The sequence below is a fragment of the Streptomyces sp. NPDC001604 genome (genome assembly GCF_042893475.1).
In the GTDB taxonomy this organism is placed as follows: domain Bacteria; phylum Actinomycetota; class Actinomycetes; order Streptomycetales; family Streptomycetaceae; genus Streptomyces.
Genome location: NZ_JBIAUY010000004.1, coordinates 209,374 through 221,414, shown reverse-complemented (window position 1 = coordinate 221,414; position 12,041 = coordinate 209,374). Strand labels below are relative to the sequence as shown.

At 70.2% G+C, this 12,041-nt stretch carries 13 protein-coding genes; 10 read left to right on the top strand and 3 right to left on the bottom strand.

Going from position 1 to position 12,041, the window contains the following annotated elements; genetic code table 11:
• The first annotated feature begins 12 nt into the window (after positions 1–12).
• From argH to ACFY1E_RS14080, 5 genes are all read left to right on the top strand, one after another.
• Positions 13–1,443 carry an argininosuccinate lyase gene (gene argH, locus ACFY1E_RS14100; protein ID WP_389075301.1) on the top strand — a complete coding sequence of 477 codons (1,431 nt, stop codon included), beginning with the start codon at positions 13–15 and terminating at the stop codon, positions 1,441–1,443.
• A 195-nt stretch (positions 1,444–1,638) separates the two neighbouring features.
• Positions 1,639–2,457 (top strand): alpha/beta fold hydrolase, encoded by an 819-nt coding sequence (locus ACFY1E_RS14095; RefSeq protein ID WP_389075298.1) that lies wholly within the window; start codon positions 1,639–1,641, stop codon positions 2,455–2,457.
• Between the two features lie 94 nt (positions 2,458–2,551).
• Positions 2,552–3,523: an aldo/keto reductase gene (locus ACFY1E_RS14090; RefSeq protein WP_389075296.1), complete on the top strand. Its 972-nt coding sequence runs from the start codon at positions 2,552–2,554 to the stop codon at positions 3,521–3,523.
• An 80-nt stretch (positions 3,524–3,603) separates the two neighbouring features.
• A complete protein-coding gene (locus tag ACFY1E_RS14085) occupies positions 3,604–4,152 on the top strand; it encodes a TetR/AcrR family transcriptional regulator (protein ID WP_389075293.1) in 549 nt (182 codons plus the stop codon).
• The gene (locus tag ACFY1E_RS14080; protein WP_389075292.1) at positions 4,149–5,672 is read left to right on the top strand and encodes an MFS transporter; all 1,524 of its coding nucleotides are present in this window, start codon (positions 4,149–4,151) and stop codon (positions 5,670–5,672) included. The genes ACFY1E_RS14085 and ACFY1E_RS14080 overlap by 4 nt, the downstream gene beginning before the upstream one ends.
• Positions 5,673–5,766: 94 nt before the next feature.
• Here ACFY1E_RS14080 and ACFY1E_RS14075 read toward each other — a convergent pair whose 3' ends face one another.
• The gene (locus ACFY1E_RS14075) at positions 5,767–6,438 is read right to left on the bottom strand and encodes a lysophospholipid acyltransferase family protein (RefSeq protein ID WP_351466442.1); all 672 of its coding nucleotides are present in this window, start codon (positions 6,436–6,438) and stop codon (positions 5,767–5,769) included.
• Between the two features lie 362 nt (positions 6,439–6,800).
• Between ACFY1E_RS14075 and ACFY1E_RS14070 the strand changes: the two genes are divergently transcribed.
• The 3 genes from ACFY1E_RS14070 to ACFY1E_RS14060 all read left to right on the top strand — a co-directional run bounded on the left by ACFY1E_RS14070 (position 6,801) and on the right by ACFY1E_RS14060 (position 9,089).
• Entirely contained in the window at positions 6,801–7,964 is a 1,164-nt protein-coding gene (locus ACFY1E_RS14070; protein WP_389075288.1) for a glycerophosphodiester phosphodiesterase, read from the top strand.
• A 74-nt stretch (positions 7,965–8,038) separates the two neighbouring features.
• Positions 8,039–8,545 carry a sigma-70 family RNA polymerase sigma factor gene (locus ACFY1E_RS14065; protein ID WP_389075286.1) on the top strand — a complete coding sequence of 169 codons (507 nt, stop codon included), beginning with the start codon at positions 8,039–8,041 and terminating at the stop codon, positions 8,543–8,545.
• A 46-nt stretch (positions 8,546–8,591) separates the two neighbouring features.
• Positions 8,592–9,089: a GNAT family N-acetyltransferase gene (locus tag ACFY1E_RS14060; protein WP_351466450.1), complete on the top strand. Its 498-nt coding sequence runs from the start codon at positions 8,592–8,594 to the stop codon at positions 9,087–9,089.
• Here the strand turns inward: ACFY1E_RS14060 and ACFY1E_RS14055 are convergent.
• Together ACFY1E_RS14055 and ACFY1E_RS14050 are read right to left on the bottom strand one after the other, a co-directional pair.
• Positions 9,079–9,501, bottom strand: a complete 423-nt coding sequence (locus ACFY1E_RS14055; RefSeq protein WP_389075283.1) for a hypothetical protein — start codon at positions 9,499–9,501, stop codon at positions 9,079–9,081. The genes ACFY1E_RS14060 and ACFY1E_RS14055 overlap by 11 nt on opposite strands.
• A 1-nt stretch (position 9,502) precedes the next feature.
• On the bottom strand, positions 9,503–9,862 hold the full coding sequence (locus ACFY1E_RS14050; RefSeq protein ID WP_389075281.1) for a hypothetical protein: 360 nt from the start codon (positions 9,860–9,862) through the stop codon (positions 9,503–9,505).
• A gap of 385 nt (positions 9,863–10,247) precedes the next feature.
• Between ACFY1E_RS14050 and ACFY1E_RS14045 the strand changes: the two genes are divergently transcribed.
• Together ACFY1E_RS14045 and ACFY1E_RS14040 are read left to right on the top strand one after the other, a co-directional pair.
• Positions 10,248–11,285, top strand: a complete 1,038-nt coding sequence (locus ACFY1E_RS14045) for a methionine ABC transporter ATP-binding protein (protein WP_389075279.1) — start codon at positions 10,248–10,250, stop codon at positions 11,283–11,285.
• Positions 11,282–12,019 (top strand): methionine ABC transporter permease, encoded by a 738-nt coding sequence (locus tag ACFY1E_RS14040; protein WP_389075276.1) that lies wholly within the window; start codon positions 11,282–11,284, stop codon positions 12,017–12,019. Before ACFY1E_RS14045 ends, ACFY1E_RS14040 begins: the two co-directional genes overlap by 4 nt.
• Positions 12,020–12,041 lie beyond the last annotated feature (22 nt).

Here is a 12,041-nt window from a genome sequence, read left to right as displayed (position 1 = left end):
GGAGCAACGCAAGTGAGCAGCAACAGCGGTGACGTACGGCTCTGGGGCGCCCGTTTCGCCGACGGTCCCTCCGAGGCCCTGGCGAAGCTGTCCGCCTCCGTCCACTTCGACTGGCGGCTGGCGCCGTACGACATCGCCGGTTCGCGAGCCCACGCGCGCGTGCTGCACAAGGCGGGCCTCCTCACGGACGACGAGCTGACCCGCATGATCGCCGGACTCGACCAGCTCGAGGCGGACGTGGCCGACGGCTCCTTCGTGGGCACGATCGCCGACGAGGACTGCCACACCGCGCTGGAGCGGGGCCTCCTGGAGCGCCTCGGGCCCGACCTGGGCGGCAAGCTCCGCGCGGGCCGCTCCCGCAACGACCAGGTGACGACCCTCTTCCGGATGTACCTCCGGGACCACGCCCGCACCATCGCCGGCCTGATCGCCGACCTCCAGGACGCCCTGATCGGCCTGGCGGAGGCGCACCCGGACGTGGCGATGCCGGGCCGCACCCACCTCCAGCACGCCCAGCCGGTCCTCTTCGCCCACCACGTCCTGGCCCACGCCCAGGCGCTGTCCCGGGACGCGGAGCGGCTGCGCCAGTGGGACGAGCGCACGGCGGTCTCGCCGTACGGCTCGGGCGCCCTCGCCGGCTCCTCCCTCGGCCTGGACCCGGAGGCGGTCGCCAAGGACCTCGGCTTCGAGCACGGCAGCGTCGGCAACTCCATCGACGGCACGGCCTCCCGCGACTACGTCGCCGAGTTCACCTTCATCACCGCGATGATCGGCGTCAACATCTCCCGGATCGCGGAGGAGATCATCCTCTGGAACACGAAGGAGTTCTCCTTCGTGACCCTGCACGACGCGTTCTCGACGGGCTCGTCGATCATGCCGCAGAAGAAGAACCCGGACATCGCCGAGCTGGCGCGCGGCAAGTCCGGCCGCCTGATCGGCAACCTGACCGGTCTCATGGCCACGCTCAAGGCCCTCCCGCTCGCGTACAACCGCGACCTCCAGGAGGACAAGGAGCCGGTCTTCGACTCCATCGACCAGCTGGAGCTGCTGCTCCCGGCCTTCACCGGCATGATGGCGACGCTCACCGTGCACCGCGAGCGCATGGAGGAGCTGGCCCCGGCCGGCTTCTCCCTCGCCACCGACATCGCCGAGTGGCTGGTCAAGAAGGGCGTCCCGTTCCGTGTGGCGCACGAGGTCGCCGGCGAGTGCGTGAAGGCCGCCGAGGCCGAGGGCAAGGAGCTGGACGAGCTGACGGACGAGCAGTTCGTCAAGATCTCCGCCCATCTGACCCCCGAGGTGCGCACCGTCCTGAACGTGCCGGGCGCCCTGGCCTCCCGCAACGGCCGCGGCGGCACGGCGCCCAGCGCCGTCGCCGTCCAGCTCGCCGAGGTGAAGGCGGACGTGGCGGCACAGCACGCATGGGCCACGGCCAAGCAGGTCTGACCGCCGCACCGCAGCGCACAGCAGGGCCCGGACAACGCGTCCGGGCCCTTCGTGCTGCCCGGGCCGTCAGGTAACGGATGAGATTCAGCCACTGGCCGAAACCTTGACGTGGCTCTACTCGGAGGTAACGATTCCGGTTACCCGGTCGACAATGCCGAACGCCGGTCGATCGCAGCCGAGCATGAAAGGGACGTCATGCGCGCCCGAGGTACCAGACGAACCGCCCGCCTTCTCGCCGTCACCGCCATAGCGGCCTTGTGTGCCTTCGGGCTCACCGCCCCCGCGGGCGCCGCCGACACCCCACCGCCCGGCTCCAACGACTGGTCCTGCAAGCCGGACTCGGCCCATCCGCAGCCGGTCGTCCTGGTGAACGGCACCTTCAAGACCTCGTCCGAGAACTGGCTGACCCTCTCGCCCGCGCTGGCGAACGCCGGTTACTGCGTCTTCTCCTTCGAGTACGGCGGCCTGGAGACCGCCCCGATCCCGGACTCGGCGGCCGAGCTGCGGGACTTCGTGAACGCCGTGCTCGGCGCGACCGGCGCCAAGAAGGTGGACATCGTCGGGCACAGCCAGGGCGGCATGATGCCCCGCTACTACGTGAAGTTCCTCGGCGGCGCGACCAAGGTCGACGACCTCGTCGGCATCGTGCCGTCCAACCACGGCACCACCAACCCCCTCGCCCTCGCGGCCGGCGCCACCGTCTGCGACTCCTGCGTCGACCAGACCGCCGGCTCGGACTTCCTGCAGAAGCTCAACTCCGACCCGGAGACCCCGGTGGGCCCCGACTACACGGCGATCGCCACCCAGTACGACGAGGTCGTGGTGCCGTACACCAGCGCCTTCCTCAAGGGCCCCGGCACGTACGTGACCAACGTCCGCCTCCAGGACCGCTGCCCGCTCGACACCACCGAGCACGACCAGGCGCCCAAGTCGCCGCTGGTCGAGCAGTGGGTCCTCAACGCCCTGGAACGCAAGGGCCCGGCCGACCCCGCCTTCGTGCCGCGCTGCGTCTGAGCAGGGCGGGCTGAACCGCACGAGGCTGGGTAGATTGGTGCGGGATCCCGCTCCTGGCGCGGGATCTCCTCCGCCGAACGTGCAGGGAGCCACCATGTGCTTCAGCCGCCTGGCCCACGCGACCACGCCCACCGCGCACATCGGACTGGGTCTCGCCGCCGTCGGCCGTCCGGGCTACATCAATCTCGGCCGGGACCAGGACCTCGGAGAGGACCGCAGCGCCGAAGCGATGCGCGCCCGCACCCACGAACTCCTCGACGCCGCCTACGCCCAGGGCGTCCGCTACTTCGACGTGGCCCGCTCCTACGGCCGCTCCGAGGAGTTCCTCGCCGACTGGCTGAACGCCCGCCCATCCTTCGTCGACATCGTCGTGGGCAGCAAATGGGGCTACACCTACACCGCCGACTGGACCACCGACGCCGAGAAGCACGAGGTCAAGGACCACAGCGTCCAGACCTACGAGCGCCAGCGCGCCGAGACCGCCGAACTGCTCGGCGACCGCCTCGACCTCTACCAGATCCACTCGGTGACCCCGGACAGCCCGGCCCTCACCGACAAGGAACTCCACGCCAAGCTGGCGGAGGCGGCCGCCCGGGGCACCACCATCGGCTTCTCCACCAGCGGCCCCGCGCAGGCCGAGGCCATCCGCGCCGCCCTCGATGTGACGGTCGACGGCGAGCCCCTCTTCCGTACCGTCCAGTCGACGTACAACATCCTGGAGACCTCGGCCGCCCCCGCCCTCGCCGAGGCGCACGAGGCCGGGCTCACGGTGATCGTCAAGGAGGGCATGGCCAACGGCCGCCTCGCGGACCCCTATGCACCGGACGCCCTGAAGGCCGTAGCCGCAGAAACGTCTCTGGGCTGCGACGCGGTGGCGCTCGCCGTGATCCTCCGCCAGCCCTGGGCGGGGGTCGTGCTGTCCGGCGCGGCGACCGCCACCCAGCTCGCCTCCAACCTGCACGCCGCGGTCGTGGACCTGAACGAGGACCAGTTGGCCCGCCTGGCCGAACTGGCGGAGGATCCGCAGGCGTACTGGGAGCGGCGCGGGCAGCTGCCCTGGCACTGAAATCGCCGGAACCCTCAACCCCGTGAGACGCGCATGCCCACAATGAGACATTCATGTCTCACGTGCGTTATTGTCGTCTCATGGCCGTCGACCGTGACCACGTACTGCGCACCGCCGCAGCCCTGCTGACCCGCAAATCCACCGCGACCATGGACGAGGTCGCCAAGGCCGCCGGGATCAGCCGCGCCACGCTGCACCGCCACTTCGCGGGCCGTGACGCACTGGTACGGGCGCTCGAGGCGCTCGGCATCGCGGAGTGCGAGGCGGCGCTGGACGCCGCCCGGCTGGACGAGGGAACCGCGAGCGAGGCCGTGCGCAGGCTGGTGAGCGAGATCCAGCCCGCCGCCGGACTGCTCGCCTTCCTGTACGGCGAGAGCCAGCTCTGGGAAACCGGCCAGGACGCGGGCTGGCAGCGGCTCGACGCCCGCATGGGCGCGCTGTTCGTACGCGGACAGCAGGCGGGCGAGTTCCGTATCGATCTCACCCCCGTCTGGCTCACGGAGGCTCTCTACGGCCTGATCGCCTCGTGCGCCTGGGCCATGCAGGACGGCCGCGTCGCCCCCAAGGACTTCACCCACATGGTCGCCGAGCTGCTGCTCGGCGGCGCGCTACGGAGAGAGGAATCATGACCAGCACCCTGCAGCCGGCGACCACGACCGAGGCGGTGAAGCGCCCGGGCCGCTGGCTCGCGCTGTCCGTCCTGGTGCTCGCCGTGCTGCTGGTGGCCGTCGACGCGACCGTCCTCGGTCTCGCGACCCCCTACATCAGCGAGGACCTCAAGCCCTCCGGCACCCAGCTCCTGTGGATCGGGGACGTCTACTCCTTCGTCATCGCGGGCCTGCTGGTGTCGATGGGCAGCCTCGGCGACCGAATGGGCCGCAAGCGGATCCTGCTCGGCGGCGCCACGGCGTTCGGTGTGATATCCGTGCTCAACGCCTATGCGACGACACCCGAGTTGATGATCCTGGCCCGCGCGCTGCTCGGCGTCGCGGGAGCCACCCTCATGCCCGCCACCCTCGCCCTGATCCGCAACCTCTTCCACGACCCGCGCGAACGCAGCCTCGCGGTCGGCATCTGGGGCGCGACGGCGTCCGCGGGCACGGCGATCGGCCCGATCGCCGGCGGTTTCCTCCTCGAGCACTTCTGGTGGGGCTCGGTCTTCCTGATCAACCTGCCCGTGATGGTGGTCCTGGTCCTCGTCGGCATCCGCACCCTGCCCGAGTCCCGCAACCCGAACCCGGGCCCGTGGGACCTGGCCGGCGTCGCCCTGTCACTGGTCGGTGTGATCGGCATCGTCTACGCGGTCAAGGAGGCCGCGACCCACGGCTTCGAGTGGCCGACGCTCGCCGCGGGCGCAGTGGGCGCGACGGCGCTGTACCGGTTCATCCGCCGCCAGCTCACGCTCCCCACCCCGCTGCTGGACATGCGTCTGTTCCGCAACCGCGGCTTCAGCGCCGCGGTCCTGGCCGACCTGCTGACCATCCTCGGCCTGTCCGGCCTGGTCTTCTTCCTCTCCCAGTACCTGCAACTCGTCCAGGGCAGGCACCCGTTCGAGGCGGGCCTGGCCGAAGTGCCCGCGGCGGTCGGTGCGGTGGCGGCGGGTCTCGTCGCCGGTCGCGCGGCCCGTCGTTTCTCCGTTCGGACGGTCGTCGCGGGCGGCCTGGCGGCGGTGGGCCTCGCACTTGCCGTCCTGACGACCCTGGACCAGTCGACGGGCTATGCCGTCCTGGGCGCCGCCCTCCTGGTGGTGGGCATCGGCGCCGGGTTCTCCTTCACCGTGACCGCCGACGTCATCCTCTCCTCCGTACCGAAGGAACAGGCGGGCGCGGCGTCCGCCGTGTCGGAAACGGCGTACGAACTGGGCGCGGCCCTGGGAATCGCCACCCTGGGCTCGATCGTGACGGGCGTCTACCGCGACTTCGCTGCTCCGACAGGCACTCCGGCAGGGGCGCACGAGTCACTGGGGGGCGCGGTGGAGGCGGCGGCCGGCATGCCGACGGATACGGCACAGACGATGCTGTCGTCCGCCCGGGAGGCCTTCGTCAACGGCCTCGCGCTCGCGTCGGGAGTGGGCGCAGCGGTCCTGCTCGCAACGGCAGCGGCAGCATGGTTCATGCTGAGAGACGAGCGGCTGGACACCAGGCCTTAAGGGGCGCGGGGCTGTATCGATTTGCGGCTCCGCCGCGTGGGCGCGAGCAACCACGACGCACCCGCACCCGAAAACCGCCCGACCGCCGGAGGTGCTACGCGGCCTTGGCCTTGGTCGCGTACATGTCCACGTATTCCTGGCCCGACAGCCGCATGACCTCGGCCATCACGGAGTCGGTAACCGCCCGCAGCACGTACCGATCGCGGTCCATCCCGTCGTACCGCGAGAACTCCATGGCCTCGCCGAAACGAACAGTGACGCGGCCCGGCCGGGGCATCCCCGCCCCGCCCGGCTGCAACTTGTCCGTCCCGATCATCGCGAAGGGAACCACCGGCGCCCCCGTCATCAGCGTCAGCCGCGCGATGCCGGTGCGCCCCCGGTACAGCCGGCCGTCGGGCGACCGCGTGCCCTCGGGGTAGATCCCGAAGACCTTGCCCTCCTCCAGCACTCGGCGCCCGGTCATCAGCGCGGCCACCCCGCCCCGGCCGCCGTCGCGGTCCACCGGGATCATGCCGACGCCGGTGAAGAACCAGGCCATCAGCCGGCCCTTGAGGCTCTTGCCGGTGACGTACTCGTCCTTGCCGATGAAGAACACCTGGCGGTCGCAGACGAGCGGCAGGATCATCGAGTCGATGAAGGTCAGGTGGTTGCCGGCCAGGATGACGGGACCGTCGCCCGGGATGTGCTCCGCGCCCTCCACCCGTGGGCGGAACATCAGGCGCATGATCGGTCCGAGCACTGCCTTGATGAGCGCGAAGCGGGACAACGGGCCCTCCGGTGTCAAGGGATTCGGTATGAGTATGTGCAGGTGAGGACGATACTCGCGGTCACCGGGGTCTTGCACATCGGGTTCACGGAGGTCTTACGCACTGTTGACGCGGGTTTACCTGGGGTGACGCCGCGTTGCCTGCCGGTAACAGGCCGGAACGATGTGACGGACGACTCGCCGCCGAACGGGCGAGCGGAGCGGGCCCCTTCAGCCCTCGTCGCATCCCGTTCCCCGTACGACCCCATACGACATCCCGAGTCACCCGCATGTTCCGGCCAACGCCTCCCTCGCGTCATGTCCACGCCCCTACGATCGGCGCGCCGACAGAACAGATCGAGCCGACGTCAGGGGAGGCGCTCATGGGAACGCAGGAGAACGAGCAGACAGGCGGCACCGGACGACGGGCACTCCTCGGCGCGGCGGTACTCGGCGCGGGCGGAGCCGTCCTGGGCCTGTCCGGCACGGCGAGAGCCGCGGGCGCCGGCCAGGCGTACGGCGGGCTGAAGAGCCTGCCCAAGCCGACGATCATCGGCCACCGCGGGGCCAGCGGCTACCGGCCCGAGCACACCTTCGGCTCGTACAACCTGGCCCTCGACCTGGGCGCCGACGTCGTCGAGGCCGGCGACCTGGTCCCCACCAAGGACGGCCATCTCGTCTGCCGGCACGAGCCGGAGATCGGCGGGACGACGAACGTCGCCGACCATCCCGAGTTCGCCGACCGCAAGACCACCAAGGTCCTCGACGGCGTCTCCGTCACCGGCTGGTTCACCGAGGACTTCACCCTCGCGGAGCTGAAGACGCTGCGCGCGGTCGAGCGGATTCCGGCCAACCGCCCGCACAACACGATCTACAACGGCCGCTGGGAGATCCCCACCTTCGAAGAGGTCCTGAAGTGGCAGGACGAGCAGACCCGCAAGCGCGGCAAGCAGGTGTGGATCTACCCGGAGACCAAGCACCCCACCTACTTCCGCAAGCTGGGCCTGGGCCTGGAGGAGCGGGTCGCCAAGCTGCTGCACAAGTACGGCAAGGACCGGCGGAACTCGCCCGTCATCCTGCAGTCCTTCGAGCCGAGCAGCATCCAGCGCCTGAACAAGCTGGTCGACAACCCGCTGGTGGTGCTCCTGTCCGCCGCGAACAGCCGTCCCTGGGACTTCGTCGAGGCGGGCGACCCGCGCACCGTCGCCGACCTGATCACGCCGAAGGGTCTCAGGGAGATCGCCGGTTATGCGCAGGGCCTCGGCCCGACCCTCGACCTGATCATCACCAAGAAGGCGGACGGCAGCCTCGACAAGCCGACCACCCTCGTCGCCGACGCGCACAAGGTCGGCCTGATCCTGCACCCCTACACCATGCGCAACGAGAACCCGTTCCTGCCGGCGGAGTACCGCAAGGGCACGGCCGCGGACGCGTACGGCGACCCCTTCGGCGCCTTCAAGACGTACTTCGCCACCGGCATCGACGGCGTCTTCACGGACAACGCCGACACCGGCGTGCTGGCCCGCGAGGACTTCGTCAACGGCTGAGCCCCTTGCCCCGGTTGGGGTGAACCATCGGCCGTCCGGGCAACTCGGCCCCGGGCGGCCGCGTCGAACCGCATATGACGCACGACCTGGTTGCCGCTCTGCGCCCGTTACTCACCGCCGAGGCCTCCGCCGAGGCGCATGCCTCCGGAGCCGAGCCGGGCGACCTGGAGCAGGCGGTCTGGCTCCGCCTCCTGGAACACCTCCAGGCGGACGGCCCGCCGCCGGACCCCGAGCGCTGGCTGCGCAGCGCTGTCCGCTCCGAGGTGCGCCGCACCCGCCGTACGAGCCGACACGAACGTCCGTACGACATCGAGCCGGCCGACGACGTCGAGCGCGACCCCGAACAGCTCGCCCTCGCGGCGGCCCGCGGCCGGGCCCTGCGCGACGCCGTCCGCCGCCTGCCCGGCCGCTGCCCCAGCCTGATGGAGGCCCTGCTGTCCCCGAAGGACCTGACATACCGGGAAATCGCGGGGGAGTTGGGTATCTCACAGGGCAGTCTCGGCCCGGAACGTTCCAGATGCCTGGGTTGTCTTCGTCGTTTGCTCTCGCCGGAGGTTGCGGCCCGCGAACCGCGGGGATAGGAGTGAGGGACAACGTGGCGATCAGGTGAGCGGGAGGCGTGCGCACATGGGCATGAGCGTGACCATCTCGGTGGCGACCGAGCAGGATGCAGAGCAGATCTTCAGGCTCCAGTACCTGTGCTTCCAGAGCGAGGCGGCGCTGTACGGCAACTACCGCATCGACCCGCTCGTCCAGAGCCTGGACTCGGTCCGCCAGGAGGTGGCCGCCGACTGCGTCTATGTGGCGCGGCTCGGCGAGGAGGTCGTCGGCTCGGTCCGCGGCCGCGTCACCGAGGACGGCTCCGCCTCCATCGGCAAGCTGTGCGTCCACCCCCGTCTGCAGGGCCACGGCATCGGTGCGCGGCTGCTGCGCGCGGCCGAGTCGGCGCTGGCGGAGGAGCGCGGCGCCAAGGTGTTCCGCCTCCACACCGGCCACCGCAGCGAGGGCAACCTGCGGCTGTACCGCCGGGTGGGCTACCAGGCCGTGGGCACCTCGCAGGGCAGCGACGGGGTGCCGATGATCGTGCTGGAGAAGCCGGCCGAGGCGTACGTGGCTACTGCGTGACGGTGCGGTTCCTGCGCAGCCAGTACAGCGCGGACAGCGGCAGCAGTACGGGGATGAAGACGTACCCCATGCCGTAGTCCGACCACACCGTCGCGTCCGGGAAGGCGGAGGGCTCGACCAGGGTCCAGGTGCCGACGACCAGTACACCCGCGAGTTCGGCGGCGCAGCACACCTGTGCCGCCTTGCGGGCGGTTTCGCCGCCGCGGACCAGCGAGTACGTGATGAACCCGTAGACGACGCCCGCGACGGCGGACAACGAGTAGGCGAGCGGTGCCCGGTCGAACTCGGTCGCGATCTGGTAGACGGACCGCGACACGGCGCCGACGACCATCACGCCGTAGAACCAGACCAGCAGCATCCCCGGCCCGCTGATCAGCCGCGTCCTCGTGGGCTTCTCCTGCACCGAGGTCACCTCAGCCTCCCCAGATGTCGTAGAGCCGCACTTCGAGAACGGCCAGGACGATACCGCCGGCGGCCACCGTCACCGAACCCCAACGGGTGCGCTCCGCCAAGGACATGAACCCCGCCGCCGGCACACACGCGAACGCGCCCAGCAGATACGCCACGAAGATCGTCGTGCCCTGCTCCGGCTTCTCGCCCCGCGCCAGCTGCACGATCCCGATCACCAGCTGCACCACGGCCAGCAGCGACACCACGGCCATGCCGATGAAGTGCCAGTCCTTCGTCGGCTGGTCTCGATAGGCGGCCCAGCCGCACCAGGCGGCGAGCAGCAGCGCGGCGACACCGGTCGCCAGCGTCAGGGCATCAAGCATGCAGCGACCTTATTACGGCCCAAAAGACCTGCCGCGCCCGGCCCGGGCGGTCCCTGCGCGGCCGACGCCTGTCCATCACTGTCCGCCATGTGGACAGCGGGTTCTCGGTCGCTCCGATACGTCTGCTTTACTGATCGCATGACCACGACGAGCTGCCGCACCCTTGCGACCGAGGCGACCATGACGCCCGGTGCTCGTTGTATGTGTCGAATGCGCGCCTTCTAGAGGGCCCCTGCACCACCCCCTGAGCCTCGCGCCCCGAAGCGAGCCGCCGTGGCATGTCCGTACGCCGTCCGCCGTATGTGACCGAGCCCGCCGCGCATGACTTTCCCTTCCGTACCAGGGCACACCCACGCCCGCGTACTCGACAGTGACGGAAAACCCAGTGATCACGACTTCAGGCCTGACCAAGGTCTACCGCTCACGCGGCCGTGAGGTCACCGCCCTGGACGGCGTGGACCTGCATGTCCGCGAAGGCGAGGTGTACGGCGTCATCGGCCAGTCCGGCGCCGGCAAGTCCTCCCTCATCCGCTGCGTCAACCTGCTGGAGCGGCCCACCGCCGGGACGGTGACCGTTGCCGGGCAGGAGCTCACCGCCCTCGCGGGGCGCGGACCCCGCGCCGGCAAGGAGCTCCGTCGGGCGCGCAGCCGTATCGGCATGGTCTTCCAGCACTTCAACCTGCTGTCCACGCGGACGGTCCAGGACAATGTCGAGCTGCCGCTGGAGATCCTCGGCAGGTCCGGCAAGGAGCGCTCCCGCAAGGCACTCGAGCTGCTCGACCTGGTCGGCCTCGCGGACAAGGCGAAGGCCCACCCCGCCCAGCTCTCCGGCGGCCAGAAGCAGCGCGTCGGCATCGCCCGCGCCCTGGCCGGCGACCCGAAGGTGCTGCTCTCCGACGAGGCGACCAGCGCCCTCGACCCGGAGACCACCCGCTCCGTCCTCCAGCTGCTGCGCGACCTGAACCGGCAGCTGGGCCTGACCGTCCTGCTCATCACCCACGAGATGGACGTCGTGAAGTCGATCTGCGACTCGGCCGCCCTGATGGAGAAGGGCCGCATCGTCGAGTCCGGGACGGTGAGCGAACTGCTCGCGACGCCCGGCTCCGAGCTGGCCTCCGCCCTCTTCCCGGTGGACGGCGAGGCCACCGGTGACGACCGCACCGTCGTCGACGTCACCTTCCAGGGCGAGGCCGCGACCCAGCCCGTCATCTCGCAGCTCTCGCGCACCTACAACATCGACATCTCGATCCTGGGCGCCGCCATCGACACCGTCGGCGGACTCCAGGTCGGCCGGATGCGCATCGAACTGCCGGGCCGCTACGAGGACAACGTCGTACCGATCGGCTTCCTGCGCGAACAGGGCCTGCAGATCGACGTGCTGGGCCAGGAGCCCGTACTGCTCAAGGAAGGTGCCGAGCTGTGACCTGGTCGGAGATGTCGCCGCTGCTGTCGCAGGCGTGTTGGGACACCCTCTACATGGTCGGCTGGTCCACGCTGATCGCCGTCGTAGGCGGGCTCCCGATCGGCATCCTGCTCGTCCTCACGGACCGGGGCGGACTGCTGCAGAACGTCCTCGCCAACAAAATCCTCGGGCAGATCGTGAACGTCGCCCGCTCGATGCCGTTCATCATCCTCATGGTCGCCCTGATGACCTTCACCCGCTGGATCACCGGCACGACCATCGGCCGCGAGGCCGCCATCGTGCCGCTCGCCATCGGGGCGATCCCGTTCTTCGCGCGTCTTGTCGAGACGGCTGTCCGCGAAGTGGACGGCGGGCTCGTCGAGGCCGTGCAGTCGATGGGCGGCAACACCTGGACCGTCGTCCGCAAGGTCCTCGTCCCCGAGTCGCTGCCCTCACTGATCGCCGGCACCACCACCACGATCGTCGCCCTCATCGGCTACTCCGCGATGGCCGGCACGGTCGGCGCCGGCGGCCTCGGCGACATCGCCATCCGCTACGGCTACCAGCGCTTCGAGACCGAACTCATGTGGATCACCGTGGCGACCCTCGCCGTCGTGATCTCGGTCATCCAGTTCGCCGGCGACTACGCGGCCCGCTCGCTCCACGGACGCGGCGGCCGCTCTGGCCCGGCGCCGAAGCTGCGCCTGCTGAAGGCCGAGGAGCCGGCCTCGGCCGACGTCGGCCACGCCGCCTGAGCACCCCACAGACTCCCCGCAC